The sequence below is a fragment of the Erwinia pyri genome (assembly GCF_030758455.1).
In the GTDB taxonomy this organism is placed as follows: domain Bacteria; phylum Pseudomonadota; class Gammaproteobacteria; order Enterobacterales; family Enterobacteriaceae; genus Erwinia; species Erwinia pyri.
In genome coordinates, this window is the sequence record NZ_CP132353.1 from 2,721,357 (window position 1) to 2,742,791 (window position 21,435).

Annotated in this window: 25 protein-coding genes; 3 read left to right on the forward strand and 22 right to left on the reverse strand. The window is 48.8% G+C overall.

The features are described 5' to 3' along the window. Positions 1–3: 3 nt before the first annotated feature. The 6 genes from Q3V30_RS12670 to Q3V30_RS12695 form a co-directional block, all read right to left on the reverse strand. On the reverse strand, positions 4–270 hold the full coding sequence (locus Q3V30_RS12670) for a hypothetical protein (RefSeq protein ID WP_306206161.1): 267 nt from the start codon (positions 268–270) through the stop codon (positions 4–6). 130 nt (positions 271–400) lie between these two features. After that, entirely contained in the window at positions 401–2,149 is a 1,749-nt protein-coding gene (locus Q3V30_RS12675; RefSeq protein ID WP_306206164.1) for an amylovoran biosynthesis protein AmsF, read from the reverse strand. Between the two features lie 290 nt (positions 2,150–2,439). Further along, entirely contained in the window at positions 2,440–2,736 is a 297-nt protein-coding gene (locus tag Q3V30_RS12680; protein WP_306206166.1) for a hypothetical protein, read from the reverse strand. Next, positions 2,733–3,080 carry a DUF7940 domain-containing protein gene (locus Q3V30_RS12685; protein ID WP_306206168.1) on the reverse strand — a complete coding sequence of 116 codons (348 nt, stop codon included), beginning with the start codon at positions 3,078–3,080 and terminating at the stop codon, positions 2,733–2,735. The genes Q3V30_RS12680 and Q3V30_RS12685 overlap by 4 nt, the downstream gene beginning before the upstream one ends. Continuing rightward, on the reverse strand, positions 3,077–3,544 hold the full coding sequence (locus Q3V30_RS12690) for a glycoside hydrolase family protein (RefSeq protein WP_306206170.1): 468 nt from the start codon (positions 3,542–3,544) through the stop codon (positions 3,077–3,079). The genes Q3V30_RS12685 and Q3V30_RS12690 overlap by 4 nt, the downstream gene beginning before the upstream one ends. Positions 3,545–3,696: 152 nt before the next feature. Beyond that, positions 3,697–4,062: an antiterminator Q family protein gene (locus Q3V30_RS12695; protein ID WP_306206173.1), complete on the reverse strand. Its 366-nt coding sequence runs from the start codon at positions 4,060–4,062 to the stop codon at positions 3,697–3,699. Positions 4,063–4,412: 350 nt separating this feature from the next. On the opposite strand from Q3V30_RS12695, the gene Q3V30_RS12700 reads away from it, so the two are divergent. Then, positions 4,413–4,982 carry a LexA family transcriptional regulator gene (locus tag Q3V30_RS12700; RefSeq protein ID WP_306206175.1) on the forward strand — a complete coding sequence of 190 codons (570 nt, stop codon included), beginning with the start codon at positions 4,413–4,415 and terminating at the stop codon, positions 4,980–4,982. A 680-nt stretch (positions 4,983–5,662) separates the two neighbouring features. On the opposite strand, the gene ymcF is transcribed toward Q3V30_RS12700, so the two are convergent. Next, complete coding sequence (ymcF, locus tag Q3V30_RS22770; protein WP_428979206.1) at positions 5,663–5,824, reverse strand: cold shock small protein YmcF; 162 nt, start codon at positions 5,822–5,824, stop codon at positions 5,663–5,665. Between the two features lie 471 nt (positions 5,825–6,295). Here ymcF and Q3V30_RS12705 point away from each other — a divergent pair, with 471 nt between their 5' ends. Next, on the forward strand, positions 6,296–6,466 hold the full coding sequence (locus Q3V30_RS12705; protein WP_306206177.1) for a hypothetical protein: 171 nt from the start codon (positions 6,296–6,298) through the stop codon (positions 6,464–6,466). A gap of 372 nt (positions 6,467–6,838) precedes the next feature. Here the strand turns inward: Q3V30_RS12705 and Q3V30_RS12710 are convergent, their stop codons facing one another. From Q3V30_RS12710 to Q3V30_RS12750, 9 genes are all read right to left on the reverse strand, one after another. Then, complete coding sequence (locus Q3V30_RS12710; RefSeq protein WP_428979207.1) at positions 6,839–6,970, reverse strand: hypothetical protein; 132 nt, start codon at positions 6,968–6,970, stop codon at positions 6,839–6,841. After that, positions 6,971–7,129, reverse strand: coding sequence for a hypothetical protein (locus tag Q3V30_RS12715; protein WP_306206179.1), 159 nt, complete (start codon positions 7,127–7,129; stop codon positions 6,971–6,973). It lies immediately after the preceding gene. Next, positions 7,126–8,388, reverse strand: coding sequence for a translesion error-prone DNA polymerase V subunit UmuC (umuC, locus tag Q3V30_RS12720; protein WP_306206181.1), 1,263 nt, complete (start codon positions 8,386–8,388; stop codon positions 7,126–7,128). The genes Q3V30_RS12715 and umuC overlap by 4 nt, the downstream gene beginning before the upstream one ends. After that, the gene (umuD, locus tag Q3V30_RS12725; protein ID WP_306206182.1) at positions 8,389–8,808 is read right to left on the reverse strand and encodes a translesion error-prone DNA polymerase V autoproteolytic subunit; all 420 of its coding nucleotides are present in this window, start codon (positions 8,806–8,808) and stop codon (positions 8,389–8,391) included. Positions 8,809–9,032: 224 nt separating this feature from the next. Beyond that, entirely contained in the window at positions 9,033–10,421 is a 1,389-nt protein-coding gene (locus tag Q3V30_RS12730) for a phage tail fiber protein (RefSeq protein WP_306206184.1), read from the reverse strand. Positions 10,422–10,481: 60 nt separating this feature from the next. Then, on the reverse strand, positions 10,482–10,706 hold the full coding sequence (gene cor, locus Q3V30_RS12735; RefSeq protein WP_306206186.1) for a phage exclusion lipoprotein Cor: 225 nt from the start codon (positions 10,704–10,706) through the stop codon (positions 10,482–10,484). A gap of 89 nt (positions 10,707–10,795) precedes the next feature. Next, on the reverse strand, positions 10,796–11,461 hold the full coding sequence (locus tag Q3V30_RS12740; RefSeq protein ID WP_306206188.1) for a hypothetical protein: 666 nt from the start codon (positions 11,459–11,461) through the stop codon (positions 10,796–10,798). 3 nt (positions 11,462–11,464) lie between these two features. Beyond that, the gene (locus Q3V30_RS12745) at positions 11,465–11,767 is read right to left on the reverse strand and encodes a hypothetical protein (protein ID WP_306206190.1); all 303 of its coding nucleotides are present in this window, start codon (positions 11,765–11,767) and stop codon (positions 11,465–11,467) included. Further along, a complete protein-coding gene (locus tag Q3V30_RS12750; protein WP_306206192.1) occupies positions 11,767–12,264 on the reverse strand; it encodes a phage tail tip fiber protein in 498 nt (165 codons plus the stop codon). The genes Q3V30_RS12745 and Q3V30_RS12750 overlap by 1 nt, the downstream gene beginning before the upstream one ends. A gap of 60 nt (positions 12,265–12,324) precedes the next feature. Here Q3V30_RS12750 and Q3V30_RS12755 point away from each other — a divergent pair. Further along, a protein-coding gene (locus tag Q3V30_RS12755; RefSeq protein ID WP_306213526.1) for an IS3 family transposase occupies positions 12,325–13,499 on the forward strand; the annotation gives its coding sequence in 2 pieces (ribosomal slippage) (positions 12,325–12,583 and positions 12,583–13,499; 1,176 coding nt in all). Between the two features lie 3 nt (positions 13,500–13,502). Here Q3V30_RS12755 and Q3V30_RS12760 read toward each other — a convergent pair. Genes Q3V30_RS12760 through Q3V30_RS12785 form a run of 6 tightly spaced genes read right to left on the reverse strand, consistent with a single transcriptional unit; the run spans position 13,503 to position 21,313 of the window. Next, positions 13,503–16,160: a TipJ family phage tail tip protein gene (locus Q3V30_RS12760; RefSeq protein WP_306206194.1), complete on the reverse strand. Its 2,658-nt coding sequence runs from the start codon at positions 16,158–16,160 to the stop codon at positions 13,503–13,505. Positions 16,161–16,193: 33 nt separating this feature from the next. Next, positions 16,194–16,703, reverse strand: a complete 510-nt coding sequence (locus Q3V30_RS12765) for a tail assembly protein (protein ID WP_306206196.1) — start codon at positions 16,701–16,703, stop codon at positions 16,194–16,196. After that, on the reverse strand, positions 16,652–17,365 hold the full coding sequence (locus tag Q3V30_RS12770; RefSeq protein WP_306213201.1) for a C40 family peptidase: 714 nt from the start codon (positions 17,363–17,365) through the stop codon (positions 16,652–16,654). Before Q3V30_RS12770 ends, Q3V30_RS12765 begins: the two co-directional genes overlap by 52 nt. Further along, positions 17,365–18,069, reverse strand: coding sequence for a phage minor tail protein L (locus tag Q3V30_RS12775; RefSeq protein WP_306206197.1), 705 nt, complete (start codon positions 18,067–18,069; stop codon positions 17,365–17,367). The genes Q3V30_RS12770 and Q3V30_RS12775 overlap by 1 nt, the downstream gene beginning before the upstream one ends. Then, positions 18,066–18,416: a phage tail protein gene (locus Q3V30_RS12780; RefSeq protein ID WP_306206199.1), complete on the reverse strand. Its 351-nt coding sequence runs from the start codon at positions 18,414–18,416 to the stop codon at positions 18,066–18,068. Before Q3V30_RS12780 ends, Q3V30_RS12775 begins: the two co-directional genes overlap by 4 nt. An 8-nt stretch (positions 18,417–18,424) precedes the next feature. Continuing rightward, a complete protein-coding gene (locus Q3V30_RS12785) occupies positions 18,425–21,313 on the reverse strand; it encodes a tail protein (tape measure) (protein WP_306206201.1) in 2,889 nt (962 codons plus the stop codon). Between the last annotated feature and the right edge of the window lie 122 nt (positions 21,314–21,435).

Consider the following 21,435-nt stretch of genomic DNA (forward strand, 5'->3'; position numbering starts at 1 on the left):
CTGTCAGGCTTCGTTTTCGATGCGGTTCACTTCAATTTCCATGTCCTGAATATTTTTATCCAGTTCATCCAGTAAACCGCCCTGCTTTGTCAGCAGATCGTTAATCTTCTCTGCAAACTCAGGATGCTTATACTCGCCCTGATCAAAAGCCAGCCAGTGCGCTGAAAGTGTTTCCACATTGGATTGTGCATAGTGGCGCATTTCTTTTAACTGAGAAGTCACATCACGTACGTGGTCGGTCGGAGATTTATGTTCTTCGTTATCACTCATGCAATTATCCTTCTGGGTTAAAAAAGCACTCATAAATTCTGACCGTCGCGGTTAGCAGAAGTTCATTAACACTTTTTTAACCAGACGGCACCAGACAAAAAAGGCCGCCATCGCTGGCGGCCAGTATGCCCTAAAAATAGGCAATTTTACGGTCTGTTCCGTTAATGTTGACGGTAATGTATCCCGCAGCCGTCGTCGTGGCAGGTGCGGTAGCCGCGGTAGTGGCCACGGTCAAAACCCCTTTCTCATTTGCGCCGATCCCTGCCAGTCCGTTATGCAGGCTCATCCTTGCATTCGGCGACGTTGTACCGATAGTGGTGGTATCGGTGACTTCACTTAAATCTGGGGTAAAGAGGTTACACTCCCCCGATTCGAACCGCGTAGGGCCGGTCGATTTAAGGTTAAACATCATATCTCCGCTGCCCGCTTTCAGTTTCACCCAGATTTCAGCGTAGGTAAGACCAATCCTGTTCAGCTTCACGTCCAGTACCGCCGGCGAACCCTTATGCTGGATATCCGCGTAAACCGCCGTGGCGCAGCGCGAAATATTCAGCCAGGTCAGACAGGAAGAGACGGCAGTGACCGGACTGCCGGCGGTGCCGCTAATCACGGCGTTGCTGACTTTACTGATCATCTCAATCACCCACTGCTGATTGTCTTTCGGCATGTTGACTTTGCCCAGCTTGTACCATTTGTCCACTGTTGAGGTATTGGTCACCTTAAAGCCGGTGTACCAGCCCGCTTTCATGGATCCGGTCATGGTGGTGCCGAAGTTTTCATCACGGCGCCAGCCATATTCATAACCGGATAACCAGCGCCCGCTGGCGGTGTCCAGCGTAAGCTTCGAGCCAGCCTGCAGATTGAGCTGACGAAGCTGCACACGGCCATTACTCATATCGAGCGGATTGGCACAATCCTCCAGGCTGAGCGCATCGACAATCCATTGCCCCTCACTGAGCGTGCCGGGGAAACGGGTGTGCTCAATCCAGACGTTGTGCAGGACACCCTGCGTAACGCGCGGCATATAGAGCGTGGCATCCCCAAAGCCCGTCTGGAAATTAGCGTTAGTGATCTCAACTGCGGTGGAGTGATCCCAGACGCCCGCAGCGGTGTCAGACCAGCCGATATCCAAAACTCTGCCGTAAGTATTCAGCGTATAAATTTGATCGAATTTAGTATCAAGCGTATCAAGCAGTTTGATCACCGTCCCGCCGTTGTTCTGCGCCCTGAAGCTGGTGACCAGCACCGACTGTCCCGCCACGATGGTGTTTTCAAAGAACGGCTGCTGGTTAGTACACATCGTGGCTGTGATAGCCCCCTTGTTGGCCGCCGTATCTGTTGTCGCCTGGCCATTCCAGCAAATTCCCTTGATTGCCGTACGCCGTGCCTGAACTTTGAACACCGGTGACGAGGATTTGTTGGAGATAATCGTGGTGCGCGGCATCCCGCCGTGCGGATTGTGGGCACCAAAAATATAGAAGAACGGCATCTCGCTACTGGAATAATCGATCGGGTTAATAAGGAATTTGCCTGAAGGAAAACGCACGCCCAGACTTTTAGCATTATTGTTGTAGCTCTGCGCCCATGCCATCATCAGCTTAAAGGCGCCGCTGTCATCCGTGACGCCATCCCCTTTCCCACCGAAATGGTAGAGATTTAAGTCATCCGGATCGTTGATCACGCGTTTCCAGTAAAAACCGTTGCCTGCAGCTAAGGTACCCGAATCATCAACCACGGTAGTGGTGCTGATAAAACCGACAAAGTCGCCGCCGCCGCGAAACGTTGAGTCCTTATCGTAATAGCGGCGTAACAGGGCCAGGTCGCCAGATTTAGTTGGCGCGGTAGTTCTCAGTTCTGCAAATGAATTAACTTCAATCATAATAACCTCCGGGGCAATAAGCCGTTGCTAATCGCCTTAATGAATTAAATGAATAAAAGAAAAAAGATAACAAAGAGAATTAAGAAAAGAGAATCAAAGCTCCCTGACTACCACCACCTACTCCTTAAGAGGTGATGCCCTACTCTTTTTTAGCTGCGCAGACTTTATTCCACGCATCATTGTGAATATTAATTTCTTTTACGGTTCTGATATCCATAACCTGCCAGTCCTTACCATAAGTTTTGATAGGGTTAAATAAAGTACAGGAGGAATCGGAGACCATTTGCGGGTTATTGCGAGTTGTTATATGACGAGTCGCGCAGCTTGTTACGAGCGTCATCATCATTAAGCACATTATTACTTTCCTGGACATCTTTCACCGCCTTAATATCCTGAGCCTGTTTGTTGGCCACTATGGCAATACGGTCAGTTTCTTCCTGTGCGGCCGCCACGTCAGAGCGGGCTTTTTGCTGCACTTTGCCGATTTTTTTACCGCCAAACCAGCTGGCTACCAGCGCCACCAGCACCACACCGATCCCGGCGAGAATATGCCAGCTACCGCTGAACAGAGCGAAAAATGTACTCATGCTTTATCCTCCTTCATGATCTGAGCTTTAGCGTTCAGGGCTTTCTGACGAACAAACTGCGCAATGACTGCCATCGCTACCAGGAAGGAGGCGATCAGCCCCAGGTAGTGTTGTGGGATAACCGTCTTGACGTCCCCGGGTAAAGAACTCCAGGCATTCATCGCTGAGTCCGGGAATGATTGCACCCAGGCCCCCACGAATGACCCTATGGAAGCGAGCCATACGGACCAGGTTTTAAAGAGTAATTTCGCATGGGCAACCAGCTCGATTTTTCCGTGACGGGTAATCCACCAGACCGAAAAAGCCACCAGCAGAACCAGCATGATGAAGAGAAAAAATTTCATATAGCCCCCTTGTAGGCATCATAAGTCCCACTGCGCATTACCTGCGCGTGGCGGTTTGCCCGTTGTGGTGTTTGTCTGGCCCAAAGGCTGCTCAGCATGCCTTCCGCCGCGCCCTCAAAATTGCCGACAGAGATCATCACCAGGGTATTTTTAAAAGCGGCCAGCCCATCCACCCCTAACTGATAAGCCATGCTATAAAGCACGTCAGCCCGGGCCTGATTACATTGTCGTAATGCGGCCACCAGGGTTGGGCGGCTGTTCATTTGCGCTTTTTTTTCATCCACCACTCTTTGCATCCAGATATCTCCCACGTTTCTTGGTACGGTAAATTGATAATTTGCCAACGAGGCATCTTTAGGGCCTATCACTATTCCACAGCCCACCGTTGGGTACCCTTCCGTGTCGATATAGGGTCGTTCTTTATAACCCTCTTCATACGCCAGTATTTGAATAACTTTACTCATCTTCCGCCTCCTTAATTACCTTTGTTCAGACGCGTAAACTCTTCAGGAATGAATTCCCCGGTGTGCAAAGTGCTTCAGTTGGGTAAATTAAACTGCGTTTCTAACACACTAGATCGGTAATTGCGTACGCAACCACTTTTTTTGAAAATAATTTATCTCTCGCACTCAAGAGTAATTTCAAGCGCCGATAATACGCCCTCGACAAAGCCTTCAGCCGTCTGTAATTGTTTGCGGATTGTGCCATCGGCACAGTGACGTCTGCGGGCAATTGAGCGTAATGAGATTCTGTAGTGATAATGAGCGACCAGGAGGGCATGTTCTTCAGGATGATTGATTTTCAGGCGGCTGATGCAGCTGTCGAGGATCATGCCATCGTTGTCGCTGCAGGATGGCCGTGAAGCAGCAGCAGAAGTGATCAGGCCGCGGAACCCCGCAGCAATATGTGAATAGCTCACCCCGCTCCGCTCTGTAGCCGCCCAGCCACCCCATCTTTCCAGTAATAGTTTGATATCACGCATGTTGACCCCCTGATTATCTGGAGAGGATGTCCCCTCTCTGTTGAGCATCTTTCATCCACAGGTTCTCGTCTCACCGATAAACTGCCGGGTCGGAGGAGTGGACTCCTGGCATCCGCTAACGATGTCAGATTCAATGCTTTGCCAGCGGTTAGGCTGGGCGGCCAGGTTGTCAAAGAGCGGCGGGTTTCAATACCCTGAGCGAAGCGCTGAAAATCCCTTTCCGTATCGAACTACCTTAATTAATAGCAAGCGCTATTAACCCTGTCAATAGCAAAGCGTGTTTGACGAAAAATACGCTTCGCTATAAATTCTGGTGTATGAAACCGAATACACTTGCCTACAGATTGAACATGGCTATGACCATGATGGGAATTACTCAGGGTGCTTTAGCAAAAGCCTCCGGCGTATCGCAGCCTACTATCTGGCGTCTGACCAAAGGGGAAGCAGAAGGCTCCCGCAAATTGGTAGATATTGCCAGAGCCCTTGACGTCAACGTGCAGTGGCTGGCCAGCGGCGAGGGAGAGATGCGTGGCGCCTCAGCAATTAGCGCCATTGACAAAGTAAAGAGTGGTACTACTATCCCTGTTTGGGGTGCCGAAGGTAAAACGGGGGAGATCGTCTCTGCACCTAATGGCGTAAAGGCGAAAAAGAGCTGGCGTGCCTATATTCTTGACCGCAACAGCGGCTGTTCAGAAGCCACGGCGGGCAGTATTGTCATCATAGATACCGACGTACCACCTGAATCTGGAGATTTGGTGATTGCTAAGGTAAATTCCCGCTTCTCCGTCTACCGCTATCTGGAAGGCCCTTCTAATGGTTTTTTGACCGTTGATGACCCCAGAATCCCCGCAGTGGAGCTCTCTGAAGAATCGGAACTTATCGGTGTAGCAATCTTCCTGATCCGTGATTTAAGGCGGTAACTACTCACATCCTGCCCGTGCAGGATGGTTTCCTTGTAATGCCCTCCGGATACTCTGTGCAGAACAGATATCATCAGTTTACCCTCGCGAAAATCCACCCTTTGAGACAGTTAATCAACGCAAAAGCTTTTGCGCATCTACTCAACTGAATAGATTAGTAAAGCTTTCGATAATATCGCCAGAATAAAGCGTAAAAAAAGCGTTAAAAAAACAATTAAAGCTTATAAAACAACGAGATATGCCGATAACCTGAGTTATTTACACAATAGCTATTGATATTAATAATAACTATAGCTATCGTTTTTAGCAGGGATACATTTCTGCCGTTTATGCATTTTCAGGCAACTCAAGGAGTTACTGGTCTCACTGCATTTTCACGCTTTCTGGGGGTGTTATGGTGTTGATAATCTGGAAACCTTGTCGGCCACAGGGAACCTGTAAGAGCCGGTACAAAGCGCGTCGGGCGGAGATCGTCGCCCAGCGCCAACAGGACCAGAATCTGGCGAGGAAGATCGTCAGGGAGCTGACTGGTTGTAACCCAAGAGTGAGCAAAACGATTGGTGAGGATTGATAAAGAGCGGAGTCAGAGGGCGCAACTTACCTGATTGCAGCGCTAAACACTGTACAAAAACACAGTATAATTTTTGACTGCTGCAATCAAGCGGTTTTGCGAAGGGACGTTAGCTGGCGAAGGATTTATAGCTGACCTTCATACCGGCCCTGCAAAAGATACAGTTAGCGCCATGAGGATTTTTTGGCGTGATGTTATGGGGAGAAAAACGGTACTGACATCCATGACATGACGGACATTTGAATTTAATATTTGGAATAGGAACCTTCAATTTTTATAAACTATGAGTCTCCACACTATCACTTGAGAAAGCTTTTGTCAGTTTTATCTGGGCCTGCAGGCCCGATCTGGTCAAGATAAAAGCAACTGCCCCGGTAAAAAGTGATAGCGGAAACAATTTAACAAACATTAAGTAAGTTACCTTCTGCATGGCGACTAAGCGTAAGAGATCTTAGCAAGCAAGGGAAATGCTCTGCCGATGCGAAGCAGCATAATGGGATAAAAAAGGATAAAGAAAAGAGCGGCGCGACTTTGGCTTACAGATTGCCCTTACCTCTCGCTGTTAAGTAGCAGAATCACCGTTTAATCCGACTTTTTGCCAGATATTGCGGAAGAAACGCAGAGAGCATCGTACCAGGAAAATGCAGCATGCCGTTGAACTTTCACGGAGTTTTGTGGAAATCCCCGGTTCGTCAGCTATGCTTTTGGTTCTTGCTACTTTTTTAAACCAAAGGGAAAGACGATGAAAAAATATCTGGGCGGTTTACTGATGTTACTCACTCTCACCACATTAACAGGCTGCATGCATGACAGCAGCGCAGTGGGAAGCGATGGTCGTCCACATGCGCCAAGCGGTCAGTCAGTGCCTGGCGGCACGCTGGGTTCCGGCCCGGTGGGTCAACCTCAGTCCTGATAAACCTGCCTTACCCCATTAAATAAGATGCCGGCCATTGGGTCGGTATTTTTTTGCCCCGCTCGCCCCCACAGTAAAGCTGTCTGACCTGCCTGCAGTAACGTTGAGCACAGGAATAAGCTGGGATAATAAAGAAGATTCTCCGGCCACCCGACCATCCGATGAAACCTGCAAGATAACTTATTTTAAATCAGACAGATAATACTAAACTTGCATATTCATGATGCAATGGTAGAAAAAATAGAGCTAGAGAAGGGATAGTTGAGAGCACGTACCAACAGAGCATTGCCGCAATGATTTACCAGTCTGTTAGCGCAGAGGAAGTAAGATTGCGGCAATTTTTTGTCCCATAGCTGTCCCATCAGCTCAGAATCAAATCATCGGCCGGCAGTCATCGTGACAGACGGTTATCATGAAGGCCACTTTGCCCAGCACGGTCACATCCTCCAGGCAGTCGCCCTCGATTGCTTCGCCATCCTGAGTGATGAGAGATCCGCCCATCATTTACCCAATCCCGCACCGGCCATAAAACGAGTAACATAATGGCTCTCCCGTCGCGGCGGCGCTTTTGGTCTCGAGCAGATAATAATCGCCATCCACATCCACCAGCTGACCGCCCATGGTATTGAGCAGTTTTTCAAGCGGTCCATTAAGTATTGTCACTTCGCCACCGGTAGATCGGATATCCTGGTGGTGTATGCCGGGGAAAGCATATCCCGCTTCATTGCCCATGCTTTGTGTGTACCCTGCCCCGCGAACCATAGTTTGCCCTTCCCACTTTGATTAATGCTGTCCACGACGCCCATCAGGGCTGCGCTGTTTGCGCTGGGACGGTACTCGTCGAACAGGTTCAGCTGAGCGACCCCTTTACTGAAAAAATCCCCCAGCATGACTCCAGCTTTCATATACTGGTAACCCTCTATCCATATTGCATCCAGACAATCCATCGCAATGCGGATAATGTCCCGGGTGTCATTAGAGGGAACCTGCAGTTTCCCGGTCGCCTGATTGCCGTAGTAAACCTCCCCAACGGCGTGAGGGCTGGTTTTCAGAAATACGAATATCTGTCTGCAGAACTGCTTTTCTCCACGCAGCTTTTCGGATGCACGCTCAGCATAGGCGCAGATAGCCTGCCGCATTTCCTTATAGTCAGAGACGCGGGCGCCGAACGAGCGTGAGCAGACAATATGCTGTTTGGTAGGCGCGAACTCTTCAAGCTCAAGGCATTGCTCTCCCCGCAACTCTCTGACCGTCCGCTCAAGCACCACGTTGAAGTGTTTGCGGATTAACGTAGTCGAGCACTCAGATAACTGTAGCGCCGTCTCTATGCCCATTGCGTTGAGTTTTTTGCTGATGCGCCGCCCTACTCCCCACACATCCTCCACAGCTACCAGGTTCATTAGTTTTCGCTGTCGGTCAACATTGGAGAGGTCCAAAACGCCGCCTGTTTTGCTCCATTTTTTTGCAGCATGGTTGGCTAATTTGGCGAGTGTTTTCGTCTGCGCGATACCTACACCGACTGTAAGATGGGTTTCCCTGAGTACCCGCTCCCGTACATCACGACCGAACTGTTCCAAAGACATGCAATTATTTACGCCGGTGATGTTCATGAAGGCTTCGTCGATTGAGTAAACCTCTACGGATGGCGCCATCTCTTCAAGCGTGGTCATTACCCTGAGGCTCATGTCGGCATAAAGAGCATAATTACTGCTGAATACCTGAACTCTATGTTGCCGGATCTGCTCTTTTAACTGAAAAAACGGAGCACCCATGGGAACCCCGATTTTTTTCGCTTCTGCAGAGCGGGCTATCACGCATCCATCGTTGTTGGACAGGACAACAACCGGCAGCCCGCGGAGGTCAGGCCGGAACACAGTTTCACAGGAAGCATAGAAACTGTTGACGTCCACCAGGGCGAACATTCATCGGCACGCTTTAATTGTGAAAGTCACAACGCCAAATATTTCCAGCTCTTCCTCAGATTTGAAGATGATTGGAGAGTATCGGCTGTTGTGCGGAAGTAGGTGCAGGAAGGGACGTGTACGCAATTCTTTAACGGTAAAATCACCAGAAACCGATGCCACAACGAAATCACCATGTGTGGCCGTCAGGGAGCTGTCAACAACAAGCATATCGCCGTCTGTAATCCCGGCATCAATCATCGAATCCCCACTAACACGCACAAAATATGTCGCGTTGGGTTTTTGGATAAGCAGGTTATTAAGATCAATACGCTGTTCCACATAGTCTTGTGCAGGACTTGGGAAGCCACATGGGACACGGTCGATAAACAGCGGCAGAGCTACTACAGCCCTGATTTCTGCGGGTCTTAAGAATTCCATAGTTGGTTACTCGGTGAATTACTGTATATATACACAGTAATTTGATCGTCAATCTTGATCAAGCGAAGCGGCGGAAATATTTTGTAAAGGTATTGAAGGGAAAGGGATTTTAATTTGCGGGGAGAACTGGAGGGAAACTAAACTTAAATACCCCACCCCGTAAGCCTGACTGAAAGGGTGCGGTACATTCATTGCCCCGTCGCCGGGGCTTTTTTGTGAGGGTATTAGGTGGTACCGACAGTCTGCTCATCTGAGACTGCACTCAAACCTGACTCTTGCGCATCTTTCAGGCGTTTATTCCAGGCGCTGTTTTCAGGCATGTTTAGACGAACATCAATCCAGCTGTTGGCAGGAACATCGATTGCAGCACCTTTGGTCAATTCAATCTCACCCTCATCACTTAAAACGTATCTGCGTTTATAAAGCCTGACAGTCAAACCACCACTTTCAGTTTCTTCACCTTCAGCGATACCAAGATCACCAGAGCCGGCTGGGTCGCGAGGAGGCATCAGATACCAACCTTCCTTCGCAAAGCCATCTGCCCCCACGATTTTATAAATCCCCACATCAAGCCTGCTGATAGTTATCCCTCTGGCTTCATCATTAGCTGTGCCTGCGCCACACCATTCAAATGACTCTTCATCCATATCTGTCCGACTGGATTCTTCCTGGGACTTGACGATGCGACAAACAGGAGAAGCCGCAGATAAAACACCGTTAGATGCTTTAGTGGTATTCCCGGTATGATAAGTGGTGTAATTGAATATAGTGTTACCTGCTTCCATTCTGCGAAATCTTAGATTACCTCCCCCTTCAGCCATAATATGGAACAGTACATCTGGACTGTAGTGCATATAGATGCCACATCCGTAAGGGTCATTTTCGCCTGTCGATCTTACAAATCCTGTAGGCACATTGGTATACCGGCTGGATATTGCCGGGCACACAGTGCTGCCCAAACCATGATCACCTACCCTCAGAACTGAATTATATGTTGTATCGTAGATGCTCGTGGTGGCGTTCAATGTGGCGGAAGTTCCCAGCAGGAGGTCGGCCCTGGCCTGGCCTGGCCCCCTTGCATTAAGCAGGTTGCCCCATGCAGAAGATCCATTCACTGCTCCCGTACCACCTAGCCCCAAACCAAGAGGTGAGGTCAGACCCGTTAGAGATGTAATATCTTTATTGGCCCCGCTGTTAGCCTTATTATTAAGTATTGTCGTTATGCCACTCCATGCCGGGCCAGTGAACGAACTACCATCAGGCAGGTTGACTGTGATATCCCCGGTTCCGCTGAATACCTGCTGCCAGTTCGCTTTATCAAGGTTTAGTCCACGAATGGCTTTGGCCACATCTGCAGCCACCTGAGCGGTAATGCCCACAAGGGTGCCATTGGGGATCGGTGTCCATGCTAATCCCGATGCTGCAGGGCCGTTATAAGCAGTTTTGAGGACCAGCGCCGTATCACTGGTTACTGAGTCCACGCCAAGGGTATAGGTGACGCCACCGACTACAGACACCAGGAAATCGTTAGCTTTTAGCTCTGTGGTAAAAGCCGTTCCTGAGCCGGTAACAGCTGTGGAATTGTTCGTTAAAGCGATAGTGCCTGCTGGCATAACTTTTCTCCGGGCAATAAAAAACCCGGCTCGGTGGCCGGGTTCTGTGAATATGTATTTTTACTGGAAGCAGGTATCGCTGACGAAATTTGTTTTAGATACCCACTTCCATCCGAATGGATTGCCTGCGTAATACTGGGTTTGGTTAGCTACTTTTCTAACACCGTAAACAGGAACGGATGTTTCCTGAGAACCTATCATAGCTGTTGCAGTGCATTGCTGAGGTGGCAATGACTGACAGCCAGCCACTATCATAACAGCTATTAATATCAGAATACTTTTCATTCCATCATCCTTCAGAAGAATATGATGATGTTATAATTAATTGCATTAATATATACAAACTACCTTTTAGATCTTCAGGATCGATTTATTTAATATCTGTCGACATTGATTGCTGTGATGCGGCTGCGTGAATTTATGTATGTCTGATTACTGGTACCGCCACTGGCGTCTCCCCGGTAACCTGATGTTATTTGCGTAGTGCTCCCATTCCACCTGGCTGTTGCATAGTACCATGCCTGCACTGGTATGGGCTGTCCATTAGTATTAGCAACCGCAGTATACAGGCCCGTGTTCTGCGGAGCTACAGCCCAATGCCCCGAAAGTGTCTGATTTATTTTATAACCTGATGCCGTGTCACTGGAGGGGTTTCCCAATGCCTGCACATCTCGTAGCACTTTCGTTTCGTTTGTAAGAATGCATCTCCCCTGGTCGTCATTTATTTGAATTCCCCATGAGGGTACAGGTTGGTAATTATATCCAAATATATAGACATCTATAGTTCTTGCAGCACCGCTTGAATAAAGTATCCAGTTATTATTTTCCAACTGCAGGTATTCGCAACTGCTGCTGTTAGCTTGCGCTGCGTTATTCCCTACAAATACCATTCGCAGAACACCGTCATTAGCGAACAATACACGCGAACTTAGTCCGGCCGACACGTTATAAGATATCTTTTGAGTCAAAGATACTGGCATGGTATCAGCAATGTAAAAAGGAACACCGTTAGCGTCTGTCAAAAGAGCACCATAAGCCATAGTTTATCTCGCGTAAGCTAAAATATTAGACGTATAGTTAGGGTATGTATTCTCGCTGAAATCGGTTGCACTTGCTGCGGCTACCGTGATGGTTGCCCCTGAAACAGTGATTTTTTTTCGCGCACTACCGTTGAAATCCCCCGCAGGCTGCACCAAAAAATCCAGCGTGTAGCCTGCGGGGATATTAAATGATTTCGACCCCGTGGCATTCACCGCGTTCGACCATATCCCTACTGCATTTATCTTGACCAAACCGGTATTGTTATCATTCCCGTTTGCATCCCATGTTCCAAATCCCCAAGCCATCAGCTAAGTTTCCCCATCTTGACCCGCAGCGTACCATTAGCATCATAGACACTTATAGAAGTGTTATTTTGCACCATCCTTCCAGTCCCATCACTCCCGTTATTTTCAAAGGTTCCCCCCTTATCCATTCTCCAGCCCAGCGATCCGGCAACGTAGTTGTTGGATTGGATGAAGTGGCCTATCTTGGCATTATCAATTGAGCCGTCTTGGATGAATGCAGATCGCAGGAAAACCTGACCATTCAATGCGGCAAAAGCCAGTTGGTAATCCCCGGCACTGCTGCCGGTGTAAATACCAAACTGGTCGGCATTAAAGGCAATAGTGGATTTGTAGCTACTCCCTGCCGGCTCAATACCCATCGCCATTCCGGTCTTGAAATACTGGCCGTTTCTGAGTATCTGCAAACCAACGTCATAAAATGCACTAGCCGCTCCATCAGCATTAATCGTCGCAGTAAGCTTCTGATTAACAGAAGACGTCAAGTTGTAGTGGCACACTGAATTTGGCCACCTGAATAGAGGTGATATCATCACCTCACAGTAAAAACAGGTGACATTATGACCGGACGTAACAGACGCAATTTTAGCCCCGAGTTTCGCCTCGAAGCTGCCCAGCTTGTACTCGATCAGCATTACACCGTTGCCGCCGCTGCTACGGCAATGAACGTCGGCAAATCCACAATGGACAAATGGGTTCGACAACTGAAAGAAGAGCGAGCGGGAAAATCACCCACTGCTTCACCCATGACACCTGAGCAGATTGAAATACGCGAGCTAAAGAAAAGACTTCAACGAGTTGAAATGGAAAGGGATATATTAAAAAAGGCTACCGCGCTCTTGATGTCAGACTCCCTGAACAATTCTCATTAGTTGAGAAACTCAGGGCGCGGTTTCCTGTTGCCGTTGTGTGCAACGTGTTTGGGGTTCATCGCAGCAGTTATAAATACTGGCGGCAGCCCAGGAAGCCTGACGCCACGAGAGTGGCATTACTGAGCCTTGTGCGTGAAGTTTATCGCGAAAGTAACGGCTCAGCAGGAGCGCGAAGCATTGCCGCGATGGTCACCACCAAAGGTATAAAACTGAGCCGCTGGCGGGCAACAAAGCTAATGAAAGCGCTCAATATTATCAGCTGTCAGCAACCTGGCCATCGTTATAAGAAGGCGTCTAAGGAACACATTGAGATCCCTAATTATCTGGATCGCCAGTTTGCTGTTACCGAGCCTAATCAGACCTGGTGCGGTGATGTGACTTATATCTGGACGGGAAAACGCTGGACTTATCTGGCTGTAGTACTCGATTTGTTTTCCCGTAAACCGGTTGGCTGGGCGATGTCATTTTTCCCTGATTCAGCACTGACAGGTAAAGCCCTGTCGATGGCCTGGGAAGCACGGGGAAAACCGGCTAATTTACTGTATCACTCGGATCAAGGCAGTCACTATACCAGCAGGAATTTCAGGCAGTTACTGTGGAGATATCAGATAAAGCAAAGTCTGAGTCGCCGGGGAAATTGCTGGGATAACAGCCCAATGGAACGGTTCTTCAGAAGTCTGAAAACAGAGTGGGTACCGGATAATGGCTACGCTAATTTTAGCCAAGCCAGCACGGCAATAACGAATTACATCACAGGATATTACAGCCAGCTCAGACCTCATCAATATAATGGTGGTTTGACGCCGAATGAATCAGAAAGATTGTTTTGGAAAAACTCTAAAGCCGTGGCCAGTTTTTGTTGACCACTACAAGTCACCGATCTGAGCCTGCACCAATGTGTTTTGTTGCGCCATTGCCTGATTAACATCAGCAATTGTTGTTTTTACAGTGATAATATCGGCGCGAACTTCTCCGTACTGCCTGAACTGGTGGTCTACGCTTGCATCGTTATCCAGAGCATTTTGCAGCATCCCTTCGATATTCGTATCGATGTGTTCTTCAAGATTTTTAAAAGCACCTGAATCGCGAATAGCATCATCAATATAATCAATCATACCGGGGATATCCGATGAAGCCTTTCCTGAAGCTTCGACGAATGGCGAAACGCCAAAGGCATTCTTGGTACGGACATACATGTAATATGTCGTATCAGCTTTGAGAGAATGGAGAGTCCACTGAGAAGCTCGTCCAAGGAACTGTGCTTCTTCCTCTACATTTCCAATGCTGCTGACAGGGACTTCTCCTGTGTACCAGAACTCAAAAGAGGTATCAGTGGTAGCAGTAACGCTCATGACGGGAACGATATCTGCCGAGAATATTCCAGGTGTCCACTGAACGTATGTCGGTGCGCCCGGCGCGCCAATTACGAGGCTAATCTGAGTTTCAGCCCCTTTCATGCCGTTCTCATTGCGACCCCTTACCCCGAGCGTGTAACTTCCGGCATTAAGCCCATAGAAGTCATACCGGAAAAGCTCTGTTTCATACTGAGCAACAACTTTCCCATCGAGAGAATAGACATAGAGCTCAAATACGAGTTTTTTAGTAGTTGTGGCTGTTTCCCATGTTGCAGTAACCTGCACCGTTTCATTGTTGGTGTTAATTATCTTCAGGTTTTCAATATTAGGGACACGATATCCGTTCAGCGTGTCATTAGGGATTTCGAAAACGGCACCTTCATCGACAATGGCCTGCTTATTTGGATCATGCTGAGCGGCGTTGATGGTGTAAACGGAGTTATTTTCAGCTTCAGCAATTCCGATAATACGAAAGAGGCGCGTGGAAACCTGCCCCGTCGAGATGACAAATACTGTCCCATCCCATACCAATGCGGGAGTAGATTTGAGTGTGATAGCACGACCAGACACCGACTTAATCTCGTACTTAACCAGTTTGCCACCTGATCCAACCAGGGAAATATCATCTCCATTCCCCGCCAGTGCTGACACATCTGCATCAACAGTAATTACGGCGCCAGCATGCGAGATTATCCGACCTCCCAACCTTGCAGCTGCGTAGTTGTTATCCATGAGCTCAATGATATCGCCAGGTGTAAATGCAATCGCATCGCGAGCCATCTGGAACTGTACTTTCTTCGTTTCACGTTTAGCTGTCTCAAGCAGCCATTTCCCAGCTCTCCACGCCTGACCGCGCGAGGTGCAACCGAAAGCCTCAAGCGTTGTTTCGTTGTAATCGAATCGGGCAATCAAATCGTCGTCAGAGACGTACTCTTTCTGCTGCTCCCACCCGTTATCAGGGTCTGTCCAGGATACGACTACTGCATTAAAGCGATCTGATCGCTTGGTGCTGCTGTAGGTAAATTTACCGTCTACCACATTGGCATTCGTCACGGCTGCAATTGCATCCTGAGGTGCGTCGATAGAGACAGAAAGTCTCATCCCATCCCATAAGGCGATGCCGCGAAACATTCCGGCGATATTGTCCAAAATATCCCGGGCTGATGCCTGTTCAGTAATATAAGCATTCAGGGTCATCCGTGGCTCTCTTCCACCGTAACCATCATCAACAAGCTGGTCACAGTACTGAGACAGGATATAGAGCGATCCATCATCTACGTCGATGTAACCAGCTCGGCGTGATAGCCCATACCTGTCATTTTTTACCAGAGCGCGGAAAAGCCATGCAGGGTTATTCGTCCATGCGGATTTGAATCCTCCGGTCCAAAGCCCTGAATAGGTGCGAGTGAGAGGATTGTAATTATCGGGCACATCTACGATAAGCCCCCGCAGGTGATAAGTGCGGCTTGGAGTGTCCGTGTACTGGTCACGGTCAATGACGGCGCCAGCAATCGCAGAGAATGGATAGTTAAGGTTGTCGTCGGTTATCTCGACATAACTGTTCCAGATGGTGCCATTGACCAGCGTATCCACTTTACTGTCAGCTGTGATGCGACGCACGCGAATATCAAATGGCTTGGTGTCCGGCGCGTTGATTACGTGAGCTTCAAGATACTCACCGTTTTGCTTGCCGGTTATCGTTACGGTTTCTTCAATATTCCACGCGCCATTTCCCACCCTAGTCTCCAGAACGAGAGTGACTGATGTATTTTTCTGATTCCCTTTTGAATCCTGCTCGACAAGAGATGTGACGCCTACGTTGAAGCGTACCCTTGTAACATCAACATCAGTAACTGTACGCACCAGAGGCGTTGCCTGGGTTACGTCTGTGTTGATGATGGTGGTTGCTTCTATAGCTGAGAAACCGTTTATCGGTGACTGCGTTTCTGAACCCGGGCGCCATGCCACGGTCACACCGTTGATATTTACATCGCCATTTGACGCTGTTATCGGGGTTTTGTTTACCAGAAATGAAGACAGGTGAGACTGGTCAACAGGCCCAAATATTGGACCTTCTGAAATTAAATCCAGAACCTTGTAGTACTGCTTTGATTTTAAGTTGTCGTTAAGCAGTTTAGGGGTTGAGGCTTTTCCGCCGCCTGAGCTCATGTGCTACCTCAAGATATAAATTTAAGAGAAAGGTTAACTGATAATTTCATCCCAGTTATCTGTGTTGCTTGTGTCGATACCGAGGCTGATCACATTGCTTCCCACGAGCATCTCACCAAGTAAAATGGGCACGGGTTTCCCCTGCCCTACCCGGTTTTCCGCGCTGGTAAAGGAGTTGTTGGTTATGGAATTCGACTCAGCTGCTTCAGCGGATGTTTTTGTTTTCATGTTGTGAGCGCTGTATACGGAATAGGCAACTGAAAGAACTGCAATGATTACCGCCCCAACAATTGCGCCCTCTACTGCAGGGACAAACAGAACTGTCGAGCCATCCTTAAGCTGCCGGTCCATATGCCATTTCACGGACTGCTCCGAAACATCCTCACCGGCGATGCGGAGTTTTATTTTTGAACCAAGAAAAGCTTTTTTGAATGGCTGACTTTGCGCTATCAGAAGCCTTAACCCCTGTGCCGGAGTGTCGACATTGAGTTCTACCTGGCGGAAATGTCTGCGGAGATGGCCGCTAAATTTAAAGATGAGCACTGTTCACTCCTCCAGATCGAATGAGTCTGTTTTACGTATGCAAGGCGATATGGTTCTCGCCTGCTGATATGGCCTGCACAGTCGTGGTGAATTACCATGTTATCCGCGAGAAGAATCATTGAGTGACATGGGTCGGCGCCGGAGAATGGCTGCCGGATAAGCACATCTCCAGGCTGTGCATCTTGCATATGAATTTGCCTGAATCCGTTAGCTTCAAGGTTTTTCAGGTAAAGGTTCTCTCCACGCAGCCACCAACCGTTAGTGCGTTCGAAGTCAGGCAGCTCAATGCCACACAGATGATATGCGTCTCTCATTAGCGTGTAGCAGTCCATCACACCATGCTCGAACTTACGGCCATTCAGGTGCGGAACCGGACGGTATTTGTGAAGCACGTCATCACAGGCCAGCCACCATGGCAGTCCGGTTAGAATCTGCATCCTCCGGTCGGCGGCAGAAAGGAAGTGATATCCCGATGGGTGCGAATGAAACACCGCGGTTATCTCTCCCTCAGCCTCGGCAGCAAGCCAGTCTTCATCACTAATACGAAAGTTTGTTGAGGGGGTCGGGTGTATGTTGCAGCAGCGGTAGAGGCGATGGTCATCGATTATCAGGCCGCAAACCTCATCAGGGGATGTGGCCGCGTAGGTAAGGCACTCTTCCATCACGTCACCTTTTGCGATCCAGGGAAGCTGCTGATTGGCATCGGCTCGGGGCGGGGATAACGCATCCGACAGCCAGAACGGCGATGTGAGCATTTATCCTTACCTAAATCACTCGTTGGATTATCACGTTCATCCGCAACGGGCGGGCCATCGTACCCACAGCCTTTACCGCGATATACCCACTGGCAAACGTCAGCAAGGATTGTTCTGGCCGGGATGATTGCATTGTCGCAGTCGATAGGGGTCGCCAGTGAATAGGTTACCTGTTCATAGGTTTCCTGAGTCATCTCTTCCACTACATAGCGTGACACAGCCTCCTGTGTCGGATCGGCATCGGCGTTACCGTTAGGGAAATTCACGGCATCCAGATGTTTTACTGAAACCTGTCGCCGGGTAATGACAACCCCGAGCATATCGTCGTAGTCGTGGTTGATGCCGGTAATCAGGCCAGTGACGTTAGCTACTGTCATGGTCGGTCGGGAATATGTGCCTTCACTTTTACTCTCGAATCCTTCAACTGCTATCGGGTAAGGCTGATAAGCATTACCTTTCCAGATGACACTGCCGTAATAAGCATTTGTTCCGGAGTGAAACCGAATTAAGTCTCCACCATATGGCTGCAGGTTCGCTTCAAACAGGTCAATGAAAGCTCCAACTCCGGCATCTACACTTTCTATGATCATCGCTGCTGGAATATCTCTCATCGTGGCACCTGCTCAAACGTTGCTGTCAGCTCATACTGACCACCAGTTTTCTTTAATGACCATGAGCGACACACAAACAATGCCCTTATTCCTGTATCTGATGGTGTCCAGTAGAATGAATCAACTGCCATTCTGGCCTTGAGGAACGACTCGGCCTGCTTCGCGTAATTCGGCCTTCCGCATAGACCATCAACACCGATGAAGATCAGGGAGTAACTGTCCATCAGGGGGTTTATGCCCTTCGTCTGGCGCTGTTCATAGCCATCGCCAAGTTTCACGACAGCCACGTTTGGGGCGCGGCTAGCCGTGAAGCCTTTTTGAGGGCTCCATGTAAATGTTTCTGGCATGGGATTTCCTATTTGCGGGGCTGAATCATCCCTTTGGGACGAGTGCTCTGGTCTTTAATGGTGTTAAGGCTGACAGTTTTCATCATGGCCGCCATCTTTTGCATGGTCGCATCATCAATGCCGCCAGTGGTCGTTATGTTGAATTGAACCGTTTGTGAAATAGAAGCTCCCCCGCCACTACCGATGCCAATATCCTTATTGCTGATAACTGAGCCGTTATCACCGGGGATCATGTACTGCTTGCCAGTGCTTGCCTGGTAAATCTCAGGCATGCCGCCCTCACCTACCTGGTACATTGAACCTGCGCTGACCGGACCGCCGTTCTTACGGGCGCCAGCTATACTCATTGCCTGTGCTGAGAGCATTGCCTGACCATAAGCAGCCTCACCAACTGCCGCCGCCGTACCATAAGTAGCAATGGACGCACTCATTGCGGCTGGAGCCCATGCCGCAGCAGCTATAGAAGCCTGGGTCATGGTCATCGCCTGACCTGCAGCAGCGGCTGCCTGCCCCATTATCATACTCTTCACATACTGCAGGCCCATCTCGACTAAGCTGCCCACCACACTGTTCAGGATGGTCGAGCCGATATTAGCCAACGACTCTTGCAGGCTTTGAGTACCATTTATGAGACCGGTTATCGCATTGGTTGCGCCGCCCTGCAGGGAGTCGATAGCACCACCCAAGAGCTGATTGGTCTGATTCTGGTTCTCCCAAATCTTCCAAGCAGCATCGATGCGGGCCTGCTCGTACTCGGTGTTCTGAGCATTCATCAGTGCAAGGCCATTTGCGGTAATTACGCCCTTCTCTGTTTCGAACTGCTGGATTAGGGCTAACTTTCGGGCATTTTCGTTAGCTAAAGCCTGAACAGGATCGATAGCTCCCTGAGCCTCCTGTAATGGAGTAACGCCGGCAGCGGTATCAGCGCGGATTTTGGCTAAGTTGACTTGGTGCTCTCTTTCCGCCACCTCAGAAGCTTTGTCATACTCTTTTTTCGTAATCGCATTCGCTGTGAGCGCGGCTTTGAGGTTCTTAACTGAGTCAGAATATGATTTATTTTCAGCCTCCTCAGGGATGTTCTTAAGGGCTTTCGTCACGCCTTTTGCAGCATCCGCGGCATCAAGTGCAGCCGCTTTATATTCTCTCGCCTCCTGCTTTTGCTTATCGGTCGCACCCGCACCCAGTGATTGCTCAGCTCTTAATAACTGCTGCTCCCTGGTGAGTTCCTGCGTAGAGTCAGCCGCTAGCTTGGATTGCTGCTTCAGTGCAGCAAGTTTCAGTGCAGCAGATTCTGCTTGAGTGGCGCCCTTCTTGGTCTCAGATTTTAATGCTCGTTGAGCCTCGGTATTTGCATATGTTGCAGCAGCGTCATCTTGCATTTGCTTCGTGTGCGGGTCATCGCTTGAAAATCCCGCATCTTCTGCTGCATATTGAGCTTGAAGACGGGCACGGGCCTCGCCTTGTAGTTTTGATAAAGCTAAGCTTCTTTCTGACTGTTCAATAAGCCCCTTCTGCCCGTCAGTAAGGTTATCAGTAGATTTCTTTAGGCTATCAACGTTGAATCTTGCATTGGCAGCCTCCCTAGCAAGATCGACTAACGTTCCAACTAAAGTAGTAATTTGAGCCTGACCATCTTTTGAGGAAGACGTCATATTTTGCAAGCGGAGTGCTAATGCCTGTATTGCCTCGGGAGAAGGATTTCTATTAATTGCAGAAAGTTGTTTAGCCAATTCATAAGCTTGTTGCTGACTAATGCCAAATTTATCGGCTAGAACTCCAACTGTATTGCCTATGGAATTGGCTGTTGCAGAGAAAGCTTGCCCCGCTCCATATGCTTGCCTAATGGCATCGGTATAGTTGTTTGTGGTTATGTTAAGAGATTCTAAGCCATCCCCAAAAACTTTTACGCTTGCATAACCACCACCTAACGACGAAACAATTTTATCACCAAATGAAATAAATGATGCTGAAGCGTCACTAATTGCTTTAGGTATTTTGGCTATAGCCTGATTGTATTCAAGAAGTGCCTGATTGCGCATTAGTGTTGCCACTTCTGCGTTAACTCTGGCAAGGTTTGCATACTTATTGGAAAGTGCTGCGATCCCTGATTGAGAGACGGTTATAACTTTATCCATAGCATCGGCAGCATCTGCCAATGAATCCATGGCGTTTTTACCGCCATTAAGAGAAGCGATTAACGTGCCAGCAACCACGGTACCTAAAGCTATCACAGCTCCTATTACTGCGCCGCCTGGACCAAAGGCACCTGCAAGCTGAGACCCTTGTTGAGAAAATGCCACTAGAGCTGACTGCCCACCCTGAACCTGAACAATAAAGTCCTGGACCTGGTATCCAGCCTGCTGCATTTGTCCTTTCCACTGCTTAGTGCTTTTAGCTCCGACCTCTGTGCCATTTCTCATGTCATAAAGGCGGCCAGTTAGATCGGCAATAGTCCTTTTTTCTTCATCCGTTGCGTTAGATCCGGCGCGCAATTGTGCCGCTAATATTGCAGCACTTCTTGCAGAGGCTTGCTGGGCCTCCTCGAGGATGGCTAGCTGGTTACCAAGTCCTTCAATGATGGATTCAGCACGGCTAAACTCACTGCTTGCACCTCTTGTTCCAGACCGAGCCTCCAGCATGGCTCTAGCAATGGCTTTGACAGTAGTATTAAGTGTGTTTAAAGACCCATCGATAGACTTTGAATAACCATTTAGCGTGCTCATTGCATCGCCAGCTGATGAAGCTCCTTTCTCTAAAGTATCAAACCCCTTTGATGACTGTTTTGCGGTATTTTCAAGGTTATCAATGGCCTTTTGCGCCTGCTTAGCCCCTTGGATCAAATCTGCAACGTCGGCGCTTACCTCAAAATAAATTTCACCTACCTGCTGTCCTGCCATCTCATTCTCCAGGCATAAAAAAACCCCGCCGAAGCGAGGTTCATAATGGATATAATTTTACAGTTTCCAGTTACAAGCTTTTGAAATTTCTGATGCTATTTTCTCTGTTCCCGCTAAATCGA

Coding starts and splice junctions, on each gene's coding strand:
- Q3V30_RS12785 (WP_306206201.1), bottom strand. CDS start 21,313: ATGGCAGGACAGCAGGTAGGTGAAATTTATTTTGAGGTAAGCGCCGAC.
- Q3V30_RS12775 (WP_306206197.1), bottom strand. CDS start 18,069: ATGAGAGATATTCCAGCAGCGATGATCATAGAAAGTGTAGATGCCGGA.
- Q3V30_RS12770 (WP_306213201.1), bottom strand. CDS start 17,365: ATGGAAGAGTGCCTTACCTACGCGGCCACATCCCCTGATGAGGTTTGC.
- Q3V30_RS12685 (WP_306206168.1), bottom strand. CDS start 3,080: ATGAAATTTTTTCTCTTCATCATGCTGGTTCTGCTGGTGGCTTTTTCG.
- Q3V30_RS12780 (WP_306206199.1), bottom strand. CDS start 18,416: ATGCCAGAAACATTTACATGGAGCCCTCAAAAAGGCTTCACGGCTAGC.
- Q3V30_RS12695 (WP_306206173.1), bottom strand. CDS start 4,062: ATGCGTGATATCAAACTATTACTGGAAAGATGGGGTGGCTGGGCGGCT.
- Q3V30_RS12760 (WP_306206194.1), bottom strand. CDS start 16,160: ATGAGCTCAGGCGGCGGAAAAGCCTCAACCCCTAAACTGCTTAACGAC.
- Q3V30_RS12690 (WP_306206170.1), bottom strand. CDS start 3,544: ATGAGTAAAGTTATTCAAATACTGGCGTATGAAGAGGGTTATAAAGAA.
- Q3V30_RS12745 (WP_306206190.1), bottom strand. CDS start 11,767: ATGGCTTGGGGATTTGGAACATGGGATGCAAACGGGAATGATAACAAT.
- umuD (WP_306206182.1), bottom strand. CDS start 8,808: ATGGAATTCTTAAGACCCGCAGAAATCAGGGCTGTAGTAGCTCTGCCG.
- Q3V30_RS12740 (WP_306206188.1), bottom strand. CDS start 11,461: ATGGCTTATGGTGCTCTTTTGACAGACGCTAACGGTGTTCCTTTTTAC.
- umuC (WP_306206181.1), bottom strand. CDS start 8,388: ATGTTCGCCCTGGTGGACGTCAACAGTTTCTATGCTTCCTGTGAAACT.
- Q3V30_RS12705 (WP_306206177.1), top strand. CDS start 6,296: ATGAAAAAATATCTGGGCGGTTTACTGATGTTACTCACTCTCACCACA.
- Q3V30_RS12675 (WP_306206164.1), bottom strand. CDS start 2,149: ATGATTGAAGTTAATTCATTTGCAGAACTGAGAACTACCGCGCCAACT.
- Q3V30_RS12710 (WP_428979207.1), bottom strand. CDS start 6,970: ATGATGGGCGGATCTCTCATCACTCAGGATGGCGAAGCAATCGAGGGC.
- Q3V30_RS12680 (WP_306206166.1), bottom strand. CDS start 2,736: ATGAGTACATTTTTCGCTCTGTTCAGCGGTAGCTGGCATATTCTCGCC.
- Q3V30_RS12670 (WP_306206161.1), bottom strand. CDS start 270: ATGAGTGATAACGAAGAACATAAATCTCCGACCGACCACGTACGTGAT.
- cor (WP_306206186.1), bottom strand. CDS start 10,706: ATGAAAAGTATTCTGATATTAATAGCTGTTATGATAGTGGCTGGCTGT.
- Q3V30_RS12730 (WP_306206184.1), bottom strand. CDS start 10,421: ATGCCAGCAGGCACTATCGCTTTAACGAACAATTCCACAGCTGTTACC.
- Q3V30_RS12700 (WP_306206175.1), top strand. CDS start 4,413: ATGGCTATGACCATGATGGGAATTACTCAGGGTGCTTTAGCAAAAGCC.